The 24,869-nt window shown below is 36.4% G+C and carries 22 protein-coding genes; 8 read left to right on the top strand and 14 right to left on the bottom strand.

What is annotated here, in order from left to right; all coding sequences use genetic code 11:
• Positions 1-5: 5 nt before the first annotated feature.
• On the top strand, positions 6-974 hold the full coding sequence (locus tag AB1444_04970) for a DUF4340 domain-containing protein (protein MEW6526006.1): 969 nt from the start codon (positions 6-8) through the stop codon (positions 972-974).
• A 666-nt stretch (positions 975-1,640) separates the two neighbouring features.
• A complete protein-coding gene (locus AB1444_04965) occupies positions 1,641-2,987 on the top strand; it encodes an acetyl-CoA hydrolase/transferase C-terminal domain-containing protein (protein ID MEW6526005.1) in 1,347 nt (448 codons plus the stop codon).
• Positions 2,988-3,228: 241 nt separating this feature from the next.
• Here the strand turns inward: AB1444_04965 and AB1444_04960 are convergent, their stop codons facing one another.
• The 6 genes from AB1444_04960 to AB1444_04935 form a co-directional block, all read right to left on the bottom strand.
• On the bottom strand, positions 3,229-5,121 hold the full coding sequence (locus AB1444_04960; protein ID MEW6526004.1) for a propionyl-CoA synthetase: 1,893 nt from the start codon (positions 5,119-5,121) through the stop codon (positions 3,229-3,231).
• Between the two features lie 616 nt (positions 5,122-5,737).
• Positions 5,738-6,211 carry a ferritin family protein gene (locus AB1444_04955; protein ID MEW6526003.1) on the bottom strand — a complete coding sequence of 158 codons (474 nt, stop codon included), beginning with the start codon at positions 6,209-6,211 and terminating at the stop codon, positions 5,738-5,740.
• A gap of 30 nt (positions 6,212-6,241) precedes the next feature.
• Positions 6,242-7,708, bottom strand: a complete 1,467-nt coding sequence (locus AB1444_04950) for a leucyl aminopeptidase (protein ID MEW6526002.1) — start codon at positions 7,706-7,708, stop codon at positions 6,242-6,244.
• Positions 7,709-7,721: 13 nt separating this feature from the next.
• The gene (rnr, locus tag AB1444_04945) at positions 7,722-9,809 is read right to left on the bottom strand and encodes a ribonuclease R (GenBank protein MEW6526001.1); all 2,088 of its coding nucleotides are present in this window, start codon (positions 9,807-9,809) and stop codon (positions 7,722-7,724) included.
• Between the two features lie 14 nt (positions 9,810-9,823).
• Positions 9,824-10,141 carry a hypothetical protein gene (locus AB1444_04940; protein MEW6526000.1) on the bottom strand — a complete coding sequence of 106 codons (318 nt, stop codon included), beginning with the start codon at positions 10,139-10,141 and terminating at the stop codon, positions 9,824-9,826.
• A gap of 158 nt (positions 10,142-10,299) precedes the next feature.
• Positions 10,300-11,625, bottom strand: coding sequence for a hypothetical protein (locus tag AB1444_04935; protein MEW6525999.1), 1,326 nt, complete (start codon positions 11,623-11,625; stop codon positions 10,300-10,302).
• 179 nt (positions 11,626-11,804) lie between these two features.
• On the opposite strand from AB1444_04935, the gene hgcC reads away from it, so the two are divergent.
• The 4 genes from hgcC to AB1444_04915 all read left to right on the top strand — a co-directional run bounded on the left by hgcC (position 11,805) and on the right by AB1444_04915 (position 15,258).
• Positions 11,805-12,050 carry an HgcAB-associated protein HgcC gene (hgcC, locus tag AB1444_04930; GenBank protein ID MEW6525998.1) on the top strand — a complete coding sequence of 82 codons (246 nt, stop codon included), beginning with the start codon at positions 11,805-11,807 and terminating at the stop codon, positions 12,048-12,050.
• Between the two features lie 23 nt (positions 12,051-12,073).
• Positions 12,074-12,862 (top strand): arsenite methyltransferase, encoded by a 789-nt coding sequence (locus AB1444_04925; GenBank protein MEW6525997.1) that lies wholly within the window; start codon positions 12,074-12,076, stop codon positions 12,860-12,862.
• Between the two features lie 383 nt (positions 12,863-13,245).
• On the top strand, positions 13,246-14,622 hold the full coding sequence (locus AB1444_04920) for an MFS transporter (GenBank protein ID MEW6525996.1): 1,377 nt from the start codon (positions 13,246-13,248) through the stop codon (positions 14,620-14,622).
• A 102-nt stretch (positions 14,623-14,724) separates the two neighbouring features.
• Complete coding sequence (locus tag AB1444_04915) at positions 14,725-15,258, top strand: PsbP-related protein (GenBank protein ID MEW6525995.1); 534 nt, start codon at positions 14,725-14,727, stop codon at positions 15,256-15,258.
• A 22-nt stretch (positions 15,259-15,280) separates the two neighbouring features.
• On the opposite strand, the gene AB1444_04910 is transcribed toward AB1444_04915, so the two are convergent.
• From AB1444_04910 to AB1444_04895, 4 genes are read right to left on the bottom strand one after another with little or no spacing between them, the layout of a single operon-like run.
• Entirely contained in the window at positions 15,281-15,877 is a 597-nt protein-coding gene (locus tag AB1444_04910) for an aminotransferase class IV (GenBank protein MEW6525994.1), read from the bottom strand.
• Positions 15,861-16,865, bottom strand: coding sequence for an aminodeoxychorismate synthase component I (locus AB1444_04905; GenBank protein MEW6525993.1), 1,005 nt, complete (start codon positions 16,863-16,865; stop codon positions 15,861-15,863). The genes AB1444_04910 and AB1444_04905 overlap by 17 nt, the downstream gene beginning before the upstream one ends.
• A gap of 44 nt (positions 16,866-16,909) precedes the next feature.
• Positions 16,910-17,731 (bottom strand): DUF1848 domain-containing protein, encoded by an 822-nt coding sequence (locus AB1444_04900; GenBank protein MEW6525992.1) that lies wholly within the window; start codon positions 17,729-17,731, stop codon positions 16,910-16,912.
• 20 nt (positions 17,732-17,751) lie between these two features.
• A complete protein-coding gene (locus tag AB1444_04895; GenBank protein ID MEW6525991.1) occupies positions 17,752-18,525 on the bottom strand; it encodes an RluA family pseudouridine synthase in 774 nt (257 codons plus the stop codon).
• Between the two features lie 177 nt (positions 18,526-18,702).
• Between AB1444_04895 and AB1444_04890 the strand changes: the two genes are divergently transcribed.
• A complete protein-coding gene (locus AB1444_04890) occupies positions 18,703-19,257 on the top strand; it encodes a class I SAM-dependent methyltransferase (protein ID MEW6525990.1) in 555 nt (184 codons plus the stop codon).
• Positions 19,258-19,274: 17 nt separating this feature from the next.
• Here the strand turns inward: AB1444_04890 and AB1444_04885 are convergent, their stop codons facing one another.
• The 4 genes from AB1444_04885 to AB1444_04870 form a co-directional block, all read right to left on the bottom strand.
• Positions 19,275-20,231: a hypothetical protein gene (locus AB1444_04885; protein MEW6525989.1), complete on the bottom strand. Its 957-nt coding sequence runs from the start codon at positions 20,229-20,231 to the stop codon at positions 19,275-19,277.
• Positions 20,232-20,394: 163 nt separating this feature from the next.
• On the bottom strand, positions 20,395-20,979 hold the full coding sequence (locus AB1444_04880; GenBank protein MEW6525988.1) for a hypothetical protein: 585 nt from the start codon (positions 20,977-20,979) through the stop codon (positions 20,395-20,397).
• A gap of 72 nt (positions 20,980-21,051) precedes the next feature.
• On the bottom strand, positions 21,052-22,539 hold the full coding sequence (locus AB1444_04875) for a sodium:proton antiporter (GenBank protein MEW6525987.1): 1,488 nt from the start codon (positions 22,537-22,539) through the stop codon (positions 21,052-21,054).
• 159 nt (positions 22,540-22,698) lie between these two features.
• Entirely contained in the window at positions 22,699-23,160 is a 462-nt protein-coding gene (locus tag AB1444_04870) for a hypothetical protein (GenBank protein MEW6525986.1), read from the bottom strand.
• A gap of 406 nt (positions 23,161-23,566) precedes the next feature.
• Here AB1444_04870 and AB1444_04865 point away from each other — a divergent pair, with 406 nt between their 5' ends.
• Positions 23,567-24,781: an anaerobic sulfatase maturase gene (locus AB1444_04865; protein MEW6525985.1), complete on the top strand. Its 1,215-nt coding sequence runs from the start codon at positions 23,567-23,569 to the stop codon at positions 24,779-24,781.
• Positions 24,782-24,869 lie beyond the last annotated feature (88 nt).

The raw sequence follows: 24,869 nt of genomic DNA, 5'->3' as shown, positions 1-24,869 counted from the left end.
TGCACATGAAAAAAAATGTTCTTATCAGTATTGTGGTGATAGCTATTCTGGCTGGTTACCTTATCATTAATTCATTGATAACAAAAACAGTAGTTACACTGCCTACCATAAAAAGCCCCATAACTGAGCTAGTACTAAAAAAAGGTGAAGCGATAATACTGATAAAACAGGATGGCGATAGCTGGAAGGTAAATGAATTTGATGGCGATAAAAATATTATTGCCAATATGGTAAATAAGATAAAAGATTTGAAGATTATTGATCTGATTAGCGATAAACCACATTATGAACGCTATGAGCTTGACAACGACCATGCAATACAGGTGCAGGCTAAATGTAATGGTCAGATTGTACGTAATGTTTATATTGGCAAAAAAGGGAGCACCTATCGCCACACATATGTTCGATTAGAAGGTGATCCTAAGGTTTACCTTGCAGAAGATACGTTAGATTCATACTTCAATAAAACGGTAGACGAATTGCGGAATAAGGATATTGTCCAGCTTGATATAGCAAAGATTGATACAGTAAAATTATGGTATAAAAATGCAACATTGACACTGCAAAAAACAATTGTAGAAAAGAAGAAAGAGGAACCAGGTAGTACGCAAAAAGATAAACAAGAAAAGCCAAAAGAAGTTGAAAAAGAAGAGCAGTGGATATGTAAAGAACATCCAGCAGTAGTACTGGATAACAATAAGGTTAAGGAGATGTTGTATACTTTTGATCCACTAAAAGCATATTCATTCCCTGACGTTAATGCTAAAACATTGTCGGGTAAAATAGCTTCAATTACTGTTACCGTAAAAGGTGATGAGGAATCCCAAAAGCCAGAAGAGATTACGCTAGTGATCCATAAAGAATATGAAAACAACAGGTTTATATGTAGCAGTTCAAAAAGCCAGTATGTCTTCACATTGGATGAGTGGAGAGCCAAAAGAATTTTTAAGACGTTACAGGATATAAAGAAATAAATAATGGGTAGAGTATCCTGAATGGATACCCAGTATGTTCTTTCATTGGATGAGTGGAGAGCTAAAAGGATTTTTAAAACACTGCAAGATATAAAGAAATAAATAATAGAGGTTGTCTCAAAATAAAACCGTGGTGCTTGCAATGACGGGAGTGCAATGTCATTGCGAGACTAGCGCCTGTGCTGAGTGCTTCGACAAGCTCAGTAACCTCTTGTCGGAGCGCCTGCCCTGAGCTTGTCGAAGGGAAGCAATCTCAATGCCGCAGAAGATGAGATTGCCACGCGCCTGCGGCGCTCGCAACTATGGGATTGCTTCGTCACTTCGTTCCTCGCAATGACGTTGGTGTAAAGTAATTGCAATGAGGTTAATGATATATATAATTTAACCACAAAAGCTCCAATCTTCGCTTCTATAAATTCACTACAAACCTTCTAGATGGTATTCAATATCGTAATAATGTTATTTATATATATACAAAATTTAGAAGTAAAATTTGTATATGCTATATTCAATGTAAGTAATCTATGTTGTATTGATAGTATAAATAAATCAAATAAAATGATGATGTAATGTTGATACTATAAAATTAGCATACATTAAAATTAAACTCTTGGCAATCTAAGATGATAAGGCAACGCAATCATCATTATAGAAAGGAGAAGAGTAATGGGTGATATTGAAAAATGGGAATATGAAAAGAAGAAAATCACTGCAGAAGAAGCAGCTAATTTTGTAAAATCAGGCGACAGGGTGTTTTATGGTGAATTTGTATTATTCCCTGAAGCAATTGATGAAGCATTATCAAAACGTGCTGAAGAATTGCGCAATGTGGATGTTCGAAGTGTTTGTTATATGCGCGTACCCAAAATAGTAGAAGCTGATCCACAGCGAAAACATTTCATTTTGAATGACTTCCATTTTGGAACTATCTCACGAAGATTATATGATCAGCATCTTTGTAATTATATTCCTATTACCTATCATCAGGGACCACGGGTAATCAGAAAATACCTGGATTTTGATGTAGCATTTTTAACGGTTGGTCCAATGGACCCAAGGGGATACTTCAATTATGGGCTTGCAAATTCTGTAACGTCTGCAGTTGTAACAAAGGCAAAAAAGATAGTTGTAGAAGTTAATGAACATGTCCCATACTGTTTGGGAGGAAACCAGGAGTCAATACATATTTCACGGGTTGACCACATAGTTGAAGGCAAAAACCTGCCGTTACCACAAATACCTGCATTAGAACCAACTGATATAGATAAACAAATTGCAAAGCATTTGCTTGAGCAGATTGAAGATGGATCGTGCTTGCAGCTTGGTATTGGTGGATTACCCAATGTTGTTGGGAAAATGATTGCTGAAAGTGACCTCAAGGATTTGGGGGTGCATACGGAGATGCTTGTTGATTCATATGTTGACTTATATCATGCAGGGAGAGTTACAGGTGCTAAGAAAAACATTGATAAATATAAAATGAGCTATACATTTGCAATGGGTACCAATAAATTATATGATTTCCTGCATCACAACCCAACATGTGCTTCGTATCCTGTTAATTATATTAATGACCCAAGAATTATAGCTCTCAATGATAAAGTGGTTGCGGTTAATAATGCTATTGCTGTGGATTTATTCAGTCAGGTTTGTTCAGAGTCAGCAGGAGTGGCTCATAAATCCGGTACTGGCGGACAGCTTGATTTTATATTTGGTGCATTTGGTTCACATGGTGGTAAAGGGTTTATCTGCCTGTCTTCAACCTACAAGGATAAAGATGGCAATTTGATATCAAGGATTGTTCCAACGTTGCCTCCTGGATCAATTGTAACTGTTCCCCGATCCATTGTGCAATATGTGGTAACTGAGTATGGAGCAGTGCAGCTTAAAGGGAAATCAACATGGGAACGAGCAGAAGCATTGATTAGCATTGCTCATCCCAATTTCAGGGATGAATTAATTAAAAAAGCTGATGAAATGAATATATGGACTAATACAAATAAAATTGAATAAAAAAGAGGTGATCTCAAAACAAACCGTGGTGCATGTAATGACGGGAGTGCAATGTCATTGCGAGCGAAGCGCCTGCCCTGAGCTTGTCGAAGGGAAGCAATCTCAATGCCGCAGAAGATGAGATTGCCACGCGCCTGCGGCGCTCGCAACTATGGGATTGCTTCGTCACTTCGTTCCTCGCAATGACGTGGGTGCAAAGTAATTGCAATGAAGTCTATTTTGGCCCCCCCTTTTTTATCTACTATGCGCTAACAGTGATTTTAGAGAGTGCGTCCTTTATTTCATCCAGAATAGCCGGATCATCAATAGTTGATGGGGTGGTGTATGGCTTTTTATCAGCAATTTTACGCATGGTTCCACGCAAAATTTTTCCTGAACGAGTTTTTGGCAATCGCTGGACAATAAGTGTAGTTTTATAGCAGGCAACAGCGCCAATCTGTTCACGAACCATCTGTGCCAGATCATTCTTAATCTGATCATGACTTTTTGTTGTACCTTCTTTTAATACAACAAATCCAACAGGCAGTTGTCCTTTGAAGCTATCTTCAACGCCAATGACAGCACATTCGGCTACATCAGGATGTTTTGAAATAACTTCTTCCATGGCACCTGTTGAAAGTCTGTGGCCGGCAACATTGATTACATCATCAATTCGTCCCATTATAAACAGGTATCCGTCTTCATCATAATACCCGCCATCACCTGTGAAGTAATATCCATCATATATATCCAGATATGACTCACGGTACTTATCGTCATTCTGCCATAATGTTGGAAGTGTACCTGGAGGCAGTGGAAGTTTTATTACAACAATTCCTTCAGTGCCATTAGGCAGTTGTTTACCTTCATCATTGATAATGTGAACCTGATAGCCAGGAACGGGTTTGGTTGGAGAGCCTGCTTTGATTGGTAACAATTCTATGCCAACACAATTTGCAGCAATAGGCCAACCGGTTTCAGTTTGCCACCAGTGGTCAATGACCGGTTTTTGTAACAGATTAGATGCCCAGTAGTAGGTATCCGGGTCAAGACGTTCACCTGCTAAAAATAAATATTTAAACTGAGATAGATCATACTTTTTGAAAAATTCTCCACCGGAGTCTTCTTTTTTAATTGCTCTGAAAGCTGTGGGTGCAGTAAACAACGCTTTCACCTTGTGCTGGGAAATAACCCGCCAGAATGCTCCTGCATCAGGTGTTCCAACAGGTTTACCTTCATACAAAATTGTTGTTGCACCATACAATAATGGCCCATACACAATGTATGAATGGCCAACAACCCAACCAACATCCGAAGCTGCCCACCACACATCGCCAGGTTCAATACCGTAGATATTTTTCATGCTCCAGTATAGTGCCACAGCATGACCACCGTTATCCCGCACCACACCTTTAGGAATGCCAGTAGTCCCTGAAGTGTACAGTATATATAAGGGATCAGTTGATTCAACGGGCACGCATTCAGCTGGCTTCACACCTTGAATGGCATCATTCCAATCTATATCTCTTCCTGCAACAAGTGGCGATTGTACCTGCGGACGCTGGAAGATGATACAATGTTCGGGCTTGTGATTGGCTATCTCTATGGCTTTATCAAGCAGTGGTTTATATTCTATAACTTTTTTTCCTTCAATACCACATGATGCCGATACAATGAGTTTTGGTTTGGCATCATCAATACGTATTGCTAATTCATTTGGTGCAAATCCACCAAAAACTACTGAGTGAATTGCTCCTATTCGTGCACAGGCAAGCATTGCAACAGGTGCTTCAGGTATCATGGGCATATAAATGATAACTCTATCGCCTTTTTTAATCCCATATTTTTGCAAAGCACCTGCAAATAGTGAAACTTTATCAAGCATTTCTTTATACGTAAATTTGGTGATAGTATCTGTGACAGGGCTATCGTATATAAGTGCAACCTGATTGCCGCGGCCATTTTCAACATGGCGGTCAAGTGCATTATAACATGTGTTGACCTGTCCACCCACAAACCAGCGATAAAATGGTTTTTTAGATTCATCCAGAACTTTGGTATAGGGTTTATACCAGTGAATATTTTTTGCGGCCTCAGACCAAAATTTTTCTGGATTATTAATAGATTCATCATACACTTTTTGATACAAACTCATAGGCTTCCAATCCCCCTTTCTATGGATTATAGTATATTTGTTTAATTTGCCCAGGCCAGTACTCTGGCTTTAGATATAAAATATTGGTCGCCAACCAAATTATTTTGCTGAAATTATTTGTCAATGATAAATATCTGTAGTATTACAAAAAAAGTGTAAGGTAACTCGTCATTGCGAGCACCGCAGGTGCGTGGCAATCATTTCCTTTGTAACCTGGGGTTGCTTCACTTCGACAAGCTCAGTGCAAGCACTTCGACATGCTCAGTGCAAGCACTTCGACAAGAGGTTACTGAGCTTGTCGAAGCACTCAGCACAGGCGCTATGCTCGCAATGACAAAGATGTTATTAGATTGCTTCGCAGAACTTGCAATGATAGGTGGGAATCATGGAATTTCTCCACTAATCACAATATATGGCTCTATCTGCTCCATAACGTTTTCATCCGCTTATATTTCCATAGTAACTATCGCCACCGTAGCAGTTTCCAAGCCTTTTGATTTTCATTTATGTATAAAAGATTCAATATGTTCGGTAGTTTCACTACCTACAAAATCTTCACCACATTGTTAGCAACAAATTTTGCTCTATTTTTACTTTCAATTATCATAATGTATAATTACATGCTGAGCTTTTCTTTCAAATCAAGTAATGTCAGCACATGTTTTCGTTCCTCATTAATAAGACGCTCTAAAATGCCTTTTGATTTTGTATCATTTCTATAAATTTCTTTTAACTCCGAATACCATACTATAGAGTCACGCTCAGCATCCATTGCTATCTTTATTATATCCAGTGGCTGTGTAAGGTTTGGTGCAATTTTATCAATGTCGTCTTTATTTGCAAATACCCTGGTAGTCCCTATCGCCTTAAGATACGCATAGTATTCATCAGTAAATACACCGGTGGTATCTTTTAATTCCTTTAGCATATTAGAAAATACATCTTTATGGCGCAATTCTTCATCAGCAAGGAATTGAAATATTTGCTTAAACGATTCATCTTTAAATTTGTTTTTAAATGTAGAATAAAAATAAAATCCTGTTTCTTCAATGCCAATGGCTATATCAATGAGTTCTTTTGTTGAATACATTGCTTTTTCCTTTCTTTTATAGGTTTAGATTTATACTCCATAATTCTTTACAAATTCATATAACAAACGCACGCCAAAACCTGTAGCATTCTTGGGATTGTATCCACGCTTTTTAGAGTACCACGACGTTCCTGCTATATCAATATGAGCCCATGGTGCCTTTTCAACAAAATTTTTTAAAAATGTCGCGCCAATAATTGTGCCCGCATTTCGCACTGCGGGAACGTTGACTATATCAGCTATATCCGATTTTAACTCTTCATTGTATTCTTTATATAATGGCATACGCCAAATCTTTTCACCGGTGGTTTCTGAAGCATTAAACAGCGCAGTGGAAAGATTTTCATCATTGGTTAAATAGGCGGCTACTATCTCCCCAAAACTTACGATGCAAGCGCCAGTTAATGTAGCAATGTCAATGATGGCTTTAGGTTTTAATATTTTCTCAGTGAAAGATAGCGCATCAGCCAATATCAGGCGGCCTTCAGCATCAGTGTTGCCTATCTCAACGGTTTTGCCGTTATAGGCAGTAAAGACGTCGCCAGGCTTATATGCGGTGTGTGAAATCATATTTTCTGCAAGTGGTATAACCGCATATACATTGACCGGCAACTTCATCTGTGCAATGGCGTTTATGGTGTAGATGCATGCTGCAGCACCAGCCATATCGGTGCGCATAGTTTCAATGTGTCCTGATGGCTTTAAATTAATGCCGCCAGTATCAAAGGTAATGCCTTTTCCAACAAGGGCAATTGAGTCTTTTTTGGAAGGTGCACCCCTGTAGTGCATCACAATAAGTTGTGGCGGATACATACTGCCCTGGCTTACCGCTAAAAGCAGTCCCATCTTCATTTTTGCAATATCTTTTTTAGAGTATATGGTGCATTTAATCTTAGATTGAGCAGCAATTTTTTTTGCAAGTTGTGCGATAGTTACTGGATTAGCATGCTCGGTTGTTTCATTGACAAGATCTCTGCATAAAAGTGTATTGTTGCATACAACGCTTACTTCTTTTACTATGGGCGATAGTTGCCCGGGAGTATCACACAAAAGGATAGCTTTTTCCAATAATGGGCTGGTTTCTTCTTTTTGCGTTTTGTAACGATTAAATGCGTAGTTAGCAAGATAAACCCCTTCAGCGATATACCGTGCTGTATCAAGTAATGAAAATAATTTGGGAATAACAATATACACCTGGGATACAGATTTATCTGAACAGGCACCAACGATAACACTTGCAGCATTGCGTAGTGTTTCAGCTGTAATATCCTTGTGGCTGCCAAGCCCTACAAGAAGGATTGAAGGCTTATCTTTTAGTGCTGCAAAAAAGTAGGTATTTGGTTTTGCTTTGAAGGTTTTGGTGTTGATAATGGTAAACACTTCAGATAGTTGATGGGGAATAAATGTGTTACTTGCAATCTGTTCCTGAGTGCATAGCAATGCAATAGTTGCTTCTGGTGAAATTGCATCAAACGTTTTTGCCTGTAATTGTAACATACGTTTTACCCGTTTATACTACATCAAAATCAATACGCATCAAATCAATATCAACATTTTTAAGCCTTACCTTTACCAGGTCACCAAGACGGAAGCGCCTTCCCAAACGCCTGCCAATGACTGTATAATCATCTTCGTTAACCAGATAGTAATCATCGGTCAGGAATTTTAATGGAACCATACCCTCTATTGGTTTGTCAAGCAAACTAACATAAAAACCAAACCGTGTTACACCACTTATGATGCCTTCAAATTCCTGGCCAATTTTGTCTTCAAGCAATCTACATGCTTTTAGTTTCAAAAGGTCACGCTCTGCCGATTGTGCCACACGTTCTAATTTTGATGATTGTTCACCAATGATAGCTAATTCATCGGAAGAATATGGCGGTTTATCCCTATCAATCAATGATTTAATACATCTATGGACTATTAAGTCGGGGTACCGTCGTATTGGGGAAGTAAAGTGGGTATAATCCTTAAAGCCCAATCCAAAATGGCCCAGTGGTGTTGGCCCATAATATGCCTGCATCAGTGATTTAAGTACTATAAAATTAACCACCTGCTGATACTCTTTTTGAGCTACAGAATCAATGACTTTTTGTAGTGCAAGCCCTATGTTTTCTTCTTCTTTAAGAATAATGCCTAATGTTTTAAGGAAATTTTGCAATGCAATAAATTTTTCTGAAGCAATTGGTTCGTGTATGCGGTACAGTGCTGGCACATTGTGTTCACGCAAAACACGTGATACAACTTCATTGGCGCTTAGCATAAACTCTTCAATGATCATGTGGCTGTCAAGCCGTGTGGCAAACGCAATATCGGCAATAGAAGCGTTGTTATCAAATATCATTTCAGCATCAGCTAAGTTTAAATCAACCCTGCCGTTGGATAATCGTTTGGATTTAAGTTTCTGTGCAAGGTCTTTTGCATGTCCCAGCATTGTTTTGATGGCACCGCGTTTTTTAGAGTTCAATATCTCCTGAGCCATTGTGTACGTTAAGCGTTCTTTTACATTTATAATGCCGCGGTGAATTTCATGTTTTCTATAGTTGCCGTTTTCATCAAACTGCAGCATAACTGTAAGGGTTAACCTGTCAACGCCCGATTTGAGTGAGCACAGGTCGTTGGATAACTTCTCGGGTAGCATTGGTATTACGGTATTTCCTAAATAGTAGCTTGTTCCACGGTTAAATGCTTCTTTATCAATGGTGTCATCTTTATATACATATGCTGAAACATCTGCAATATGGACATACAGAGTATAAACGCCTTTTTTATATTCTAATGAAATGGCATCATCAAAATCTTTTGCTGTTTCCCCATCAATGGTTACTGTTAAAAGCTTTCGGTAATCTTTGCGATTTTTTAGTTCGTGTGGTTGTACATACTGTTCAATGTGCTCAAGGTGTTCATACTCGGGATGCGCACCTGGTAACGAATATTTCCCCACAATACGCTGTACATCATATTGTTCTTCTTGTTCTATTATTGTATTTATGATGCATTCCTGGTAATTCTGTATAAAGGAATTTTTCACAGTAACTATCGCCAAAAAACCGGGCTTTATTTTATCTTTTGTGATTACCTGAATATTTCCTGGTACATCAAGAAGCTGTAAAATCCATAATTTACCATTGGGCTTTATGCAGCGTGCAAAAAACATCTGTTTATTGGCATTCACAATTGACGTAACCCTGCCAAATAGCGTTCCACGGCGTATATCAGTTAGCTGTACCTGAACAATGTCCTTGTTGCGGGCGTGATTTACATCTTCACGGTAAATATGTATTTCAATATCTTCATTTAAATACACAACGCCACTGCCTTTTTTATTATGAATAAAAGTACCTGTAAATTGAAACGGTTGTATAATTTTATACTTTCCCTTTTGGCGGGTAAGGAATCCATACCGGTAAAGCGTGGAGATTGTATTCTCTACTCGATGCATTGTTTTCTGTGCTTCACGCTGTGAAACCTTATGTTTTTTTAATTTTTTCCCTTTTGGTTTGGCAAGCAGCACCGATGCAATGATATCGTTGGGAGTAAAAAAACCTTTTTGATTTTCAATTGCTTGTACAATACGCGATGATGTTTTAGACATAATTATTTTTAGCTTTAATATCGATGGTATTTGGATTCATAGTGTTCTTTGACTTTTTGTATTTCGTTCTGTTTTTCCTGTATTTTTGTTTTATAGTCATTTATTGTGGTTACAGCTTGTGTGATAAAATCATCAGTGTTTGCAATGGGCTTACTGCTGATAACCTGGTCATAGACATACTTCCCAATATTTAAATATATCTCTTTTATGGAATGTTCCAACTTTTTTATTTCCATGGTAATGCGGGCAATTTGTGCTAACTCTTCAGTTTTATCTAAAAACCGCTCGCTAAAATTTACTAATGATTCACCAGCATCTTTTAAAAGTCCCATAAATACCTCTGGTAGTCAATTGTATAAAGCAAAAATATATATGATTTGTTTGGTAAAGTCAATATATTTTGTGTAAAATTAACTATGAATTATTGCAAGTTCACGTTTGAAGTGCAACATTTAGTTGCTCCTGTAAAACCTCATACCCCATATCACCATCAAAAAGCTATGCTTTCCCCTAAGTACACACTGATTCTGTGAGTATATTGCTTTTCAATTGGCATATCACCTTGCGGTAAAACCGTATAGAATCTAAAACCCCTGATATCACCAATCCCCAACTGGTATACCACCCCTATCGTTGTCCACATGCTTTTTGCTTTTATGGTATCACTCTGTAATGGATTAAGGTCATTCCCAAATGAAAGGCTTATGGTGGCACCATAGTAATCATTTTTTTCATCATTTTCGGAAGATTGGGTTACGGTATCTTTCTGGCTGAAGTCAGTAAATACCCCCGTCCGTACAATAATATCGTCCAGGATATATACTTCCAATCCCATTTTACCATTTATTACTTTATGTGGATAATCAGGATTGGTGTAATGAACTACACCTTCAATGGCAATAGACCATGCACCTTCCCTGGAATAGCCATATCCAAAAGAAATACATGCAGGAATAATCTTTAAGCGGAAATCATCGCCGGTCGCTTGAGTTGCCGAACTATTGGAGGGGAAAATTGGACCAACTTCTTGAGTGGTCATCTTTTCCTCACGTGTTGCATGCAATCTATAAATTGGTGAATGGTAAAACACCCCTACGTGATGATTATGAGCAAGATATTGCAAGCCAACACCAGTATATGCAGTAACTGCAGTAAGCTCATTATCAATAATCATTGCAATTTCACTTTGATTTGTTCCACCAGGATCTAAATATGCAGCAATATTTGCTCCCCCTTTTCCCTGAAAGTAGCCAACACCTGCTGTTATACCAAAATTACAGTGAGGTGTTACGTTTATTCCATATCCTGCCACACCGTAGTATGCTTTTGTGTTGATTCTGTATGCGGCATTTAAGTCAACATTTAAAACACTACCCGTGGTTTTTCCTGCAATGGTAGCCTGTATTGAATCCTGAACCGGAACAAATAATCCATATCCCACAACATCGCTTCCCAGCCAATTGACTTTACGAGCATAGGCAACGCTGGTTGGCACAACTGAAATATCAGTTTCTTTTAAATCAAGGCTTTCATATTGTCCAGCTGATTCTTCAATTTGCCAGTATTGTTTTGAATTTCGGGTTAAATAGCTGTACGTGTTAGTTGAGATATTTATTTTATTATCCTTTACCAGTGCCAAACCTGCTGGATTGTACCATAATGCGGTGCTATCATTAGCCAGGGCACAATATGCACCAGCAAGCCCGGCAGCCCTATCGCCAATGAGGTATTGATAATTGTTGTAATTTTCAAGAAAACAAAATGCGTACGAATAAAAAGAAACAAAGGTCATAGTGATAATTATTTTTTTTAACATAGCAAACCTCCAGAGTAGTAGTGTTAAATGTTCATTTTTATAATAATAGTATCTAAAAATAATATCAAATAAAAATGTAAATGTCATAATGTGAAAAACTGCTTGACATAATTCATCGTGTATTAGAATGTCTGAATAATCAGAAAATTCAGAAAATATAGAAAAATCAGAGGTATAGTATGAGTGGGACACAATGCTGTAATTCGTCATCAACCTGCACAATTGAGGCGATAGTTACTGTTGATGAACGCGGGCAGGTGGTGTTGCCCAAAGATCTGCGCGAAAAGTTAGGGGTCAGAGCAGGGGATAAGTTTATTGTGGCAGCTTTAAAGAGTGATGCATCGTTATGTTGTATTGCATTTGTGAGAGCAGATGCATTGAATTCGGTAATAGCAGAACAGATAGCGCCAATATTTAGTAAATAGTTTATTTGAGGGGAGAAATGTCCATGGATCAAAACATTAAAATAAAAAACATAGTTAAACAAAATTATGGCACAATAGCCATGTCAAAAACTTCATGCTGTTCGGGTGGTTGCTGTGCTCCGCAGGATATTGCCAAAAAAGCGGGATATAGTGCTTCAGACATAGAAGCATTAGATTCAGCAAATTTAGGTTTGGGTTGTGGTAATCCAAACGCGTTAGCATCCCTAAAAGTTGGAGAAGTGGTTCTTGATTTAGGCAGTGGTGCCGGTATAGACTGCTTTCTTGCAGCAAAAAAGGTGGGACCACATGGCAAAGTTATTGGTGTTGATATGACGCCTGAGATGATTGCCCTGGCAAGGGAAAATGCGCGTAAATTAAACATCACAAATGTAGAATTTATTTTGGGTGATATAGAACATCTGCCAGTTGATGATACCAGCGTAGATGTGATTCTATCAAATTGCGTGATAAATTTAGCCCCAAATAAAGAACAGGCGTTTAGAGAAGCGTATAGAGTATTAAAAAATGGTGGAAGGATGGCAGTATCGGATATAGTATTGGAGGGGACTTTGCCACCGCATATTAAAGACTCAATTGATGCGTATGTAAGTTGTGTTGCGGGGGCAATTCAAAAAAGCGAGTATATTGCCCTGTTGCATAAAGCGGGTTTTTCAAATGTTGAAATTGTGAAAGAATATGGTTATGGCACTATATTTGGAAGTAATAAAGATAACGCTGAGGGCACTCCATATGATGGTCAAGAACAATATGATGAGATAGTAAAAAGTATTAGCCTGGTTGCCTGGAAATAAATAATTTATTTTTCTTGATTTTTGCTCACCATTGTCGTTTAGTATTCAAAATGTTCCCATAGTAAAGGGGTGGTACGCGGTTACCATGCTTCGACGAGCTCAGCAACTGTACTTTGGCGGGACTCAGTAACCACTTGTCAAAGGGAAGTAATCTTTAGGTAATAAATGACGAGATTGCCACGCACCTGCGGTGCTCGCAATGACGGAATTGGCCGATGTGTCCTTGCGAACGAAGTGCTTGCACTGAGCTTGTCGAAGTGAAGCAATCTCATGGTACGGAAGAGGAGATTGCCACGCACCTGCGGTGCTCGCAATGACATTGTGTTGGATTGCTTCGTTGTCCAAGGAGGCATTGAAGGCAGTTATAAAAGAGGTACACGACAATGAAAGAAGGATATGTAGTTCCCACTATTGAAAAGATAGCGTATGGGTTAGGGGATTTAGCCATTAATATTGCCTATACCACTATTGGTTTTTACTTTTTATTTTTTCTGGTTAATGTTGCCGGGTTACCTGCACAATGGGCAGGGGTTATCTTTTTTATTGCCCGTGCATGGGATGCCATAACCGATCCTATCATGGGTATGATTTCAGACAGGACTAAATCTAAATACGGAAGACGAAGGGTTTATTTTCTGTTTGGTTGTATTCCTTTTGGTCTTATGTTTATGTTAATATGGCTGGTTCCCTCTCATAGTAGTTTAGTACTGTTTGGTTATTATACTGCAATTACCATACTGTTCAATACTGCTTTCACTGTAGTTGCAGTTCCCTACAATGCACTGATGCCGGAACTATCGCAAAACTATGATGAGCGGACAAGTATATCAGGCTTCAGGATGTCTCTTTCATTTGTTGGGAATCTGGTAGCTGCAGTTGGTGTTTCAGTAATTGTGGATGTAGTCTTTAAAGGCAAAGAACACTACATTACAAGCTATCCGGTTATGGGTGTTATCTTTGGTATTATAATTATGGTTTTAATTTTCATAACATATGTGGGAACTAAAGAAAGAATTCAGTCTGAAGCGGTTATACATGATGGGCTTTTAAAAACATTTAAAGCTGTGCTGAGTTTGCGGGAATTCAGAATAATATTAGGTATGTTTTTATTCAATATGATTGGTTTTGACTTAATTCAGGCACTATTCATCTTTTTCCTCAAAGATGTCATTCTCATTGAAGAGGATATGACCTTTGTTGTTATGGGTATTCCGCTTATTGTTGCGGTATTGTCGGCTCCATTGTGGATTTATGTTTCGGACAAACTTGACAAAAGAAGAGCATATATGGTTGCCGCTGTATATTTTACACTATCGCTTTTGTTGTGTCTGATAGCTCCAGTACATAATTTGCAGTTTGTAATAATTATTGGTGTGCTTGCAGGTGTTGGCATATCAGCATCACAGATAATACCATTTTCCATGATACCTGATGTCATTGAATATGATGAATATAAAAACGGGCTGCGACGTGAAGGCGCTTTTTATGGCATTACAACATTTTTATATAAGGTTGCTTCTGCATCAGCTATTGCACTTGCTTCAGCGTTTTTAGGCATTTTTGGATATATTGAAAACAGCGTCACAGCACAGCCGCAATCAGCAGTTTTGGCTATACGCTATATGATGGCATTTGCACCGGGTGTATGCTTTTTGATTTCAGTGTATTTTGTATCAATACTTCCCATTACCCGTGAAGGGTTTGATGAAATAAAAAGAATTCTGGATGAAAGAAAAAAAAGCATTGCTAATAAGGCTTAAAAAATATAGTATGATAAATATAAGAATATGTAATCCGCCACCATATGTAGCGTAATATATAGTATTATACAGATATGTTCTATTCAATCGGGAGCAAAAAGTATGAAAAGAAAATACTTAATACGTATATCAATTATTATAATAAGTATAATGCTATTACCTGGTTGTACACGGAAAGAAAAGGGCAGGTTTTACAGTGATGAATATAACTTTTCTATTGTATTCCCAAAATACTGGGAGATACAGCAGCAGGAAATGGGTGCAGCAGTAATAGCACTGAGCCCTGAAGAAGGAAGCAGGGATGATTTTAGGGAAAATATTGCAATAACGGTAGAAGAGGTAACCGACGATAGTACCCTTGAAAAATATTTTGAACTATCACAAAAGAATTTAAAAAGTTATTCAAAAGATTACAGATTGATGTATAAAAATACAACCTGGCTTGCTAGAAAACCTGCTATGATATTGGGTTTTACGTATACCATGAGTGGTCTTAAATTAAAGGTATTGCAGTATTATTGCCTTAATGAGGGTAAAGCATATGTTATTACCTGTACTGCCCTGCCACATACATTTGACCGTTATGAGGAAACGTTTTTAAAGATAGTGAGATCATTTCGTTTTGAAAAAAAATAATGAAGAAGATAGGTAGAATGATCTACATTTCTATAGATGTTATTGGCACTACAATATCACCAATATCTAAAAAGGCATTAATAAGGCTTACGTGTGTGAACATACCAATATCGTTAAGTCTAATATACCTTTGGCTAATCAATCCTTCATCAATAAGACAGGCACGTTTTGTACCGGGAAGTAAGGGTGTTGCGGGGGTAACCCATTGTTTCCCATTATAAAAAGCCACATTTGCTGTAGAACTATCTGTAACAAGGCCGTTTTTTAAAATTAATATGTCATCTGCATTACCACGTTTTTCAAAAAGGTAGGCTATTCTGGACCTATCACTGTATTTATATGAATAGTCTATTGAATCATCTATTACTATTTTAAGTGTTTTGATAGATTTTTTTTTATATAATTCATATTCAATATGATGAATTGCACTGTCATAATGTACTCTTACTTTCCATATGCCGGTATAAGCATAGTCAGGTAGTGATACGAAATTTTCAATACACAAAGTATCATTACAGCCAAATAAATCATAACGGCTTTTATTCATTCGTTCATTATGGTATTTAATATTTTGTATTATACCATCAACACAACATAGTGATTCAATTAATAGGGACATAAACTTTTTCAACCATTTCATTATATTCTTGAACTGGATTGCTATACACTGTTATTCCGCCACCGCTTTTGTATGTCAAGGAAGTATTGTTTTCAATAAACCGTATTATCACTGCACTATATACATTTTCTCCATCACAATAGCCAAATACTCCAGTGTAATATCCCCTTGTATATATTTCAGCTTCTTCAATTATTTCAACGGTCTTTTTCTTGGGAGCCCCGGTTATAGAGCCAGCAGGAAGAAGAGCTGCAAAAATATCACCTATATTATGTAGGTAATCAGGGTATAAAGTGCCTTTTATTATTGAGCTTGTCTGTATTAATTCTTTTACGTGTGTTCTAACTTTAGTGGGGTATCTGAACTTTTCAACAGTAACATTGTATGATACTCTGGCTAAATCATTTCTAAGTAAATCAACTACGGTAATATGTTCAGCAAACTCTTTTTGATCGTTATACAATATGTTTTCTGCATCTGGTATATGAGCATCTATAGTTCCTTTCATGGGGAAAGTATAAATATTTCCCTGTGTGATAGTGATAAATGCTTCAGGTGAAAAAACAACAAATGCATCATTAAAAAATAATTTATATGGTGCATTGCTATACATAAATATTTCATAAAGGGAAAGATTGGTATAAATTTTTGTAGGAAAAGTGAGATTAACAAGATATGTATTACCTTCTATGAGATGTTGTTGTACACAATTGAATGAATACAAATATTCATCAAACATCACAGGAAATTTTTCAAAATGTAATATATCGGGTTTCCCTTTTTTTTGTGATGTACTTGAATATCCATCAAATGAAAATAGTATTGAATCAGGTATGTTTTTGATGGGGCATATAAATGGGGTTTGTGCCATATAATCAATAATAAAAATAAACGGAGTACCATGCCTGCCATAATAGTTCATTGGCTCTAATGCCTGGGCAGCAATAATGTAGCTATCATAAAGAAAATGTGATGTATATGTTTTCATAGATGTAAGTACCAGATAAAACGTAAAACATTGATTTGTATACCTTACCTGTTTGCGTAGCAATATATGCAACCAAACTTACATGTGTTATAGCTTCCTATGTCAACACTTTTTGAGCACAGGCAATTATTTCGTTGATATGGGTCTTTACCAGGATTTAAATCTAATCCAAAAACAGAATTGATAAGGTTGCCGTCAATACATGCTCCATATGCTATTCCATATTCAGTGAGATTACTGCAGCAACTTTGAATCTGCATGCTATAATTAGAAGCTATGCAGGCTATACGGGTAAAAAAGTTGAAAAGCGCATCTTCTCCAAAAACATTCATTGGGTGTAATACAATTTCTTTTTCATGCAATAGTTGTATCCTGCGTATAACCTTTTTGTATGGTTCCATAATACTAATAATAACCCTTTGTGTGTAGCCCTGTAATTGTTGTGCTATTGCAGTAAAATTTTTTATGTGAAAATCAAAATCCAATTCTTTTGAAAACACTACTGGATCATAGCGCCATATTATTTTTTGTGGTCCAAGCATTTTGCTTATATCTTTAAAAGCCCGTATTGTGTGCTGTAATTCCGGTGAACAAGGCTCAAGCCATCTGGGATAACCAGTAATGGTGTATAAAAAGATATAACGATATCCCGAATCAGTCAACTGGTCTAAATGTTTCATAAGTCCTACAGGGTATCGTGTCCAGAAGATTATTGCTTCAACATCTGATGGTAGCAACGACACTTCTTTTGTCTGGTTGGGATTAAATGGATTGGTAACAGTGCAATGACCTTTTTGTATGCAATCCATAAACCACTGTGAATAAAAGGCAGGGATGTCGGTTCGTCGGCTGGCACTAATTATCATGGTAACTATCGCCCAAAATGTTATAATGAATAACCTTCATGGGTTAATGCGTTTTTGATTACATGGTCAACATCAATGGTAGCAAATATTGAAGTTATAATGCCCCCTGGTTTGGAATAAAAGGATATTTGTTTCTTTGTAACAGGATGAAAAAATTGCAGGTACACTGCATGCAGAGCAATTGCAGTTTGGGGTAATAGTGCGGTAGCACCATATTTACTGTCATTAACAATAGGCATGCCCAGATGCGACAGCTGTGCACGTATCTGATGTTTTTTGCCCGTATACAGTTGAATCAATACCAGAGAATATGTTGGCTCAGTATAGATGATTTTATATTTGAGTGATGCTTGAATGGCAGTATGGCTATCACTTGAAATCAGTGTTTTGTCATGGTGCCTTGTGATTTTGTCATGTATTGTATGCCATGCAGTATCAGTGCTGATGGGAGTTTGTACAGCTGCACAGTATACCTTGATAACATCATGGCTTCTGAATTGAGACGAAAGCCGTGAAGCAGCTTTGGATGTCTTTGCATATACCATGATTCCTGAGACCTGCTTATCAAGCCTGTGAACAAGACCAAGGAACACATTGCCTGGCTTATTATATGTAGTTTTGATATATTCCTTAATAATTTCAAGCACTGAATCAGTATTGGTAAAATCTTTCTGACTTAAGATACCTGCTGGTTTTTCCACTACTATGATGTGATTGTCTTCGTAAATAATGGGAATGTTCTTATAGATTTTCATGATAATGGTGATATCGTTATAGTATGTTATTAACACCATGTATGTATTACGCATTATAGTGCAATATTTTTATGATTACTGTAAAATATTTATTTATACATACATGTTTTTCCGCTATAATTGAATTATGATGTTGAACATTATAAAGAGGTAATTATTAAATTGACTCTTTTTACTGTTTTTAGAAATTACAAAAATATACCGTAAGGAGATCCAATGCAAAAACACGAACACAAAGGAAAATCAAGCAGTGCATGTATAAATGCAAATGAACTCATTGCAAAACTGCCTTTTACAAATGGAATGCATATTCTGGATGTTGGTTGTGGAGATGGATATTTTTCATTTGCCCTTTCTGAAAAGTTTCCTGATTCAATAATTTATGCTATGGATTATAATGAACAGGCAATAGATAATCTAACTATTATAGTAAAAGATAAACAAGTTACCAATATACAGCCAATGCTTGGTGATATAACAAAAAATATTCCTGTGAAAGCTGACGCAATCATCATGATTAATGTTCTGCATGGGCTTGTCTACAATAATGAAATTGATGCTGCAATGAGCAATACAATAAAGTCGCTGAATGATAAAGGGTTACTGATAATTATTGATTTTTATAAAAGGGAAGGTATTCCTGGCCCATCTATGGATATCAAGTTATCTGTTGATCAGGCTACCGCAACACTATATCAACGTGGATTTAAAATTGTGAATATTCTTCAAGCCGGGCAATATCATTATGCTATTGTGGCTACAAAACGCTAATGGTAAATTAAAAACATTTATTTCTTTATTTTCAAAAATTTAAGAAGTAAGACACTGTTATTGTCTATAAACGTTTCAATATCCTGTATTGTTTTTCCTTTAAAAGCCTGATGTTTAACCAGTCTGAAAAAAAGTTGAGTGGTGTCATTATAAAAAATTAATACTGTATTTTTTTCTGCAAGTATATGTACGCCATTAAGCAATTCATTAATTATTTCTGGTTGCAGGTATACGTTTTGTTTTTTATCAGGGTGGCTGTAAATGGTTTGCAGGTTACCTTTTTTATTTTGTTGTGCGATAGTTACTGAAATAATTGAAAATTGCTGGCAGAGTGCTTCAACGGGGTTTGGCGTATGTGGTTTTATTTTCGTTTTTTCTTCCTTCATTGAGGTTGGTTTGCTAGCTTTTTGTTGAAGTGTGATAATGATAGCAGTGCCAATGATGATAAACATAATAACAATGAGAAGGTTTTCCAGTGCTAATTTAATAATAAGATTTTTGGGAAGCACAAAGCTATATGTTGTGATAATAGTATACTGTGGAGCATTATAAATAAAAAAGTAATATTTATGATTGCTATAGTACCGTGTGATTTGTGGAAATGTTGTTGATGGCAATAGCTTTTTCTGGGAAATATCAGTAATAATTGCATCAAAAAGTTTTTGATTAATAACTCTATCTTTTTTTGCTGCAATAAGAACACTGTATTCATTATCAGCGATTGCAATAAGTGATAATTGCTTCAAGGATTTAATCTGTTCCTCTAAACATTTTGCTAATTCTTTATTACCCCTGATACCTGCTATATTTGTTTTTTGTAATAATGAATCTAATTGTTTTATAATGGTGCTGTTTTCAACAGTAAGAAACCCTATATATTGGGGTTCAAAAGAAGACATCCTGTACTTTGAATATATAATAGTTGAAGCAATGCAAACAATACTGATTATACTAATTGCTAATGTTTTTTTCATGGTTCTTATTTTTCTATCTCATTAAAAAAATGTAATCTATATGATGATACACGTAATTAGTATCGGAGTATACTATTCATTCCTGAATGAAAATCCATGAACAACATGTGTAATAATGTTCACTTCCCAGCAGCCTGAAACAGCCGTGAAATTAATATTTTTCTTATTTCAATTGTAAACTGATAGTAGATACATCTATTAAGGGGTGCTCGTCAAATTTCTTGTTGAATGAAATAGTTGTTTCAATGTCACCCACTAATTTACCTTTACCTTTGAATGAATATTCATGGTCAGGTGCATACAGTTCAGTTCCTTTTGCATCTTTATGAACTTCTTCTTTTGGTGCATAGTCAACAAGCTTAATTGATTTAGGTAATGACTTAAGTATTTTCTTTATTTCATCACCATATTTTCTGGCATAGGCTTCAAAGTTAAATTCAAATGAAGCACTTTCAATCTTTTTAACTGACTTAATATATTTTTTATTAATGAGTGAATTTTCAGGCTGTTTTTTAACAGCTGCTTCAAATTTTTTCCATGAATTAGCTTCAATAATAACATATTGTAACTTACTTTTAAGGGTAAGAAATTCTTTAAGTACCTCAGAAAGCGTTGTAGCTTTTACATTAACCTGTTGACTTAAATAGTAAGTAAAATTTTTCCCTGCAGCTAATTTATATCCCTCAAGCATCCCATAGACAAAGTTATAATGACCTTCCAGTACTACTTCATAAAATGTTTTTGCCATACTACCACCTCTTTTAATTGTTATTGGCAAAGGATAAGGACAATGGAATATCCTTATCCTTTGGATATTATGTTATCTAAAGAATACGTAAGTTACAAGTATAAAAACAGGAATAAGAATGGGAATTGAATATTTAAACATATACCCAAAAAAACTTGGCATTCGTATTCCCGCTTCTTCTGAAATTGATTTTACCATAAAGTTAGGAGCATTGCCAATATAGGTGTTGGCACCCATAAATACCGCACCTGCTGCTATTGCCTGTAAATATACGTTTTGTTCAGCTATCAGTCGGTGTACAGCTTCAATTTCGGGCATGCCGGCATAGAAGCTGCCCAGTGCTGTATTAAAGAACGTTAAATATGTTGGGGCATTGTCAAGAAAACTGGAAAGGGAACCCGTTGCCCAAAAATAGTGAGCAGGTTGTTTTACTGCATTAATTAAAAATGCAAGTGCACCATGTTCACCAGCTTTTAATATTGCAAGGGCAGGAATAATAGTCATAAATATTCCAGCAAACAGGTATGCAACTTCCTGAATGGGAAACCATGTAAATTCATTGTCTTTTCGTATTTGCTGAGAGGTAGTTTTAAGTGATAGCAGTCCCATGATGATGAGTACAGCATCCCTGATAAGGTTTTCTATTGATTGATGTACACCTAATATATTGACTTCACCCAATTTTACCAGACCACTGAATAAAACACCACCAACCACACCAGCTAAGAAAATAAAATTGTGCCAACCTTCCACTTTAAGCGCCTGCTTTTCACCATATTCTTCCTTGGATTTGTCTTCTTTACTATAGAAATAAGAGTCTATAATGAAATAAATCAACAATAGTATTATTACTGCAAATCCCCAGACAGTAAAAAGATGTGTTAATGTCCAGAAGAATGGCACCCCATGTAAAAAGCCCAAAAATAGGGGTGGGTCACCAAGTGGTGTTAATGAACCACCAATATTACTTACAAGAAATATAAAGAATACAATGGTATGTACTTTGTGTTTTCGCCAAGCATTGGAGCGCAGAATTGGTCGTATTAACAGCATTGACGCACCGGTAGTCCCAATCCATGATGCAAGCAAAGAGCCAATAACCAGTATGGTGGAATTAACTAACGGAGTGCCTTTCAATGTACCTCGTACCAGGATACCACCTGAAATGGTAAATAATGCCCATAATAAAATAATAAAAGGGATATAGTCAATGATGTAAATATGCAGAATTTCATGTGCAGCTATCCCTTTATAGGAAATAACAAAGGGGATTGCAAAAACAAGAGCCCAGAATGCTGACACCTTTGGAAAATGATGATGCCAGAAATGAGGGGCAAATAAAGGAAAAAGCGCTATTGAGAGTAATATCCCTGCAAACGGCAGCACTGACCATAGTGGCAATTCTGTACCAATGTCATGCCCGCCATGTGGTGCTTGGGTGGATTCTGCTGTAACAGCAGGGTGTGCTGCTTCAGCGTAACCAGCACTTACATACACAAGTGGCATAGCCATTGCCACAATAACAAGAGCTATCGTACAAAATACTTTTAATTTTTTCATGCCGATCTCCATTACCTGATATAGTATATATTAGTGTTGAAGCAATATTTTCAACCGATAATGGATTGTCAAATAAAATACAATCTGATGAATTACAAAATAGGTTTTGTGTTAGTAATTGATATTCATATAGTGTGAAATGTTCATTTTATTACCAGGTTATATTGCTAACTGATACATCCGATGAGTTTTGAATGTCCTTCCATTTAATGTTTTAACATTACTAAGCATTTTACTTGTAGTTTCCTGTATCTGCACCATTTCTAAGTGTTTAAACTGAGAAAATTGCCGTATGGTTTTTTCCAGTTCTGCATATAATACCGCATTGGCTCCCAATCCCTGAAATTCTGGAAGTATACCCATCCCGTTAACCAGTATCCAGTTGGTTTTTTTGTATTCGCGTATAATTCTATAAATAGATAAAGGGGTTAGCTTCCCATTTGCTTTTTGTAATGCACCTGATAAATCATGAAAGCCAAAAAGAAAACCAATAATTGTATCTTTGTGAGTAATTATTTTTATAAGTTCAGGGTTGGCAACCTGCAATAAACTTTTTACTATATAGTCACATTCAGGTTTAGTCAGTTCATAATTTCCGGCATGATCACTTAAAGTTTTCATGAATACATGGATGACATCATCAGCAACTTTTTGTAATTCTTTTTTAGATTTAAATTTTAAAACTTTGAATTCTCCTTTTTACTTTTTGAATTTTCTACTAATTGAATATCTACTGCCATAGTGAATCTCCCCTGTGAATACGTGAACTTCTAAAAACTGTTTTTTGGATGTTCCCGTGTGGGCACAAAACATAGGATAAAACCGCTTTCTCTTTATTGCATTTATAATGATGAAAGTGGTTTTTAGAGGTGCCCATAAGAATTAATGAAGTGTAATGCTCATGCAATATTAAGGCAACAAAAATAATGAAAAACTTCATAAATCTGCTTGCAATTACTTTGTGTGAATATATGCTTTTAATGCTTCTAAATTTTTAAAGGGATGATCACAAGGTCACATAGGTGCGATGGAAAGTCTTTCAATCTTAGTAAAACCGGTTTCATATCATTGTAATTTAGCATGCAATTACTGTTTTTACAAACGGGTAGTTGATGTATACCCGGGGCGTCTTCAAATAATGCCGTTTGATGTAGTTGAGACATTAATAAAAGCAGCGATTGATACTGGTTCAACGTATATTTCATTGTGTTGGCAGGGTGGTGAGCCAACGTTAGCCGGTCTTGATTTTTTTAGGGAGATAGTTACTGTTCAAAACCGTTTAAAGAAAAATTTTCAAATCATAGAAAATTCACTTCAAACAAATGGAATTCTTCTCAATGAGCAGTGGTGTGAATTTTTATCACGTAACAATTTTCTGGTTGGCATAAGCTTAGATGGACCAGAGGTAATTCATGATACCTATAGAAGAGATTATGCAGGGCATGGTACCTTTGGAAAAGTTATGGATGCGATAGCTCTTATGAATGAATATGCCGTGCAGTACAATATCCTTGCATTAGTAACCAATGCAAATGTTGCACAAGCACGTGAAATCTATGACTTCTTCCGAAACAATAACTTTGCCTATCTACAGTTTATTCCCTGTTTTGAACACGATGAACAGGGAAATAGTATGCCATACAGTATCAGTGGAAAGGATCTGGGGAATTTTTACTGTGAGCTTTTTGATGCATGGTATCAGGATGGTTTTCCCTATGTTTCCATCAGGTTATTTCAGGATCTTCTTATGTATTCTTATGGTGCAAAAACGTCATGTTGCTGGCTTGGTGAATGCAATTCATATATCGTTGTGGAGCACAATGGCGATTGTTACCCCTGTGATTTTTTTGTGTATCCAGAGTGGCAATTAGGCAATATTATGAACTATCGCTTACAGGAAATTTTGAATAATGAAAAACGCAATACATTTGCACTGCTTAAACGTGAAACCACAACCGAATGCAGTATGTGCAGCATTAATAATTTTTGTATGGGAGATTGCACCAGGTATAGATTTACTTCTACTATAAATCAAAGAGGTACAAGCAAATTGTGTGAAGCATGGAAGATGCTTTTTGAGCATTACCAGCACTATGAAAAGGAATTGGTAAGAAGGGTAAGTAAATTACAGCAATCAGTACAATCAGGAAAATTTAACCAGTTGCAGCGTAATGACACTTGCCCGTGTGGTTCTGGTAAAAAATTTAAAAAATGCTGTGGAAGGGCACCTCTTGCAATATAATATAAAAATATTGAAAAATATTAAAAAAAAGAGAAAACAAAAGCATATTTTACAATAATTACGTTTAATCCATAATAAATAACGAAAA

It is taken from the genome of Spirochaetota bacterium (assembly GCA_040756435.1).
Lineage (GTDB): Bacteria > Spirochaetota > UBA4802 > UBA4802 > UB4802 > UBA4802.
This window is presented reverse-complemented; position numbering and strand designations above follow the sequence as displayed.

Coding starts and splice junctions, on each gene's coding strand:
- AB1444_04970 (MEW6526006.1), top strand. CDS start 6: ATGAAAAAAAATGTTCTTATCAGTATTGTGGTGATAGCTATTCTGGCT.
- AB1444_04965 (MEW6526005.1), top strand. CDS start 1,641: ATGGGTGATATTGAAAAATGGGAATATGAAAAGAAGAAAATCACTGCA.
- AB1444_04960 (MEW6526004.1), bottom strand. CDS start 5,121: ATGAGTTTGTATCAAAAAGTGTATGATGAATCTATTAATAATCCAGAA.
- AB1444_04955 (MEW6526003.1), bottom strand. CDS start 6,211: ATGTATTCAACAAAAGAACTCATTGATATAGCCATTGGCATTGAAGAA.
- AB1444_04950 (MEW6526002.1), bottom strand. CDS start 7,708: ATGTTACAATTACAGGCAAAAACGTTTGATGCAATTTCACCAGAAGCA.
- rnr (MEW6526001.1), bottom strand. CDS start 9,809: ATGTCTAAAACATCATCGCGTATTGTACAAGCAATTGAAAATCAAAAA.
- AB1444_04940 (MEW6526000.1), bottom strand. CDS start 10,141: ATGGGACTTTTAAAAGATGCTGGTGAATCATTAGTAAATTTTAGCGAG.
- AB1444_04935 (MEW6525999.1), bottom strand. CDS start 11,625: ATGTTAAAAAAAATAATTATCACTATGACCTTTGTTTCTTTTTATTCG.
- hgcC (MEW6525998.1), top strand. CDS start 11,805: ATGAGTGGGACACAATGCTGTAATTCGTCATCAACCTGCACAATTGAG.
- AB1444_04925 (MEW6525997.1), top strand. CDS start 12,074: ATGGATCAAAACATTAAAATAAAAAACATAGTTAAACAAAATTATGGC.
- AB1444_04920 (MEW6525996.1), top strand. CDS start 13,246: ATGAAAGAAGGATATGTAGTTCCCACTATTGAAAAGATAGCGTATGGG.
- AB1444_04915 (MEW6525995.1), top strand. CDS start 14,725: ATGAAAAGAAAATACTTAATACGTATATCAATTATTATAATAAGTATA.
- AB1444_04910 (MEW6525994.1), bottom strand. CDS start 15,877: ATGTCCCTATTAATTGAATCACTATGTTGTGTTGATGGTATAATACAA.
- AB1444_04905 (MEW6525993.1), bottom strand. CDS start 16,865: ATGAAAACATATACATCACATTTTCTTTATGATAGCTACATTATTGCT.
- AB1444_04900 (MEW6525992.1), bottom strand. CDS start 17,731: ATGATAATTAGTGCCAGCCGACGAACCGACATCCCTGCCTTTTATTCA.
- AB1444_04895 (MEW6525991.1), bottom strand. CDS start 18,525: ATGGTGTTAATAACATACTATAACGATATCACCATTATCATGAAAATC.
- AB1444_04890 (MEW6525990.1), top strand. CDS start 18,703: ATGCAAAAACACGAACACAAAGGAAAATCAAGCAGTGCATGTATAAAT.
- AB1444_04885 (MEW6525989.1), bottom strand. CDS start 20,231: ATGAAAAAAACATTAGCAATTAGTATAATCAGTATTGTTTGCATTGCT.
- AB1444_04880 (MEW6525988.1), bottom strand. CDS start 20,979: ATGGCAAAAACATTTTATGAAGTAGTACTGGAAGGTCATTATAACTTT.
- AB1444_04875 (MEW6525987.1), bottom strand. CDS start 22,539: ATGAAAAAATTAAAAGTATTTTGTACGATAGCTCTTGTTATTGTGGCA.
- AB1444_04870 (MEW6525986.1), bottom strand. CDS start 23,160: ATGAAAACTTTAAGTGATCATGCCGGAAATTATGAACTGACTAAACCT.
- AB1444_04865 (MEW6525985.1), top strand. CDS start 23,567: ATGGAAAGTCTTTCAATCTTAGTAAAACCGGTTTCATATCATTGTAAT.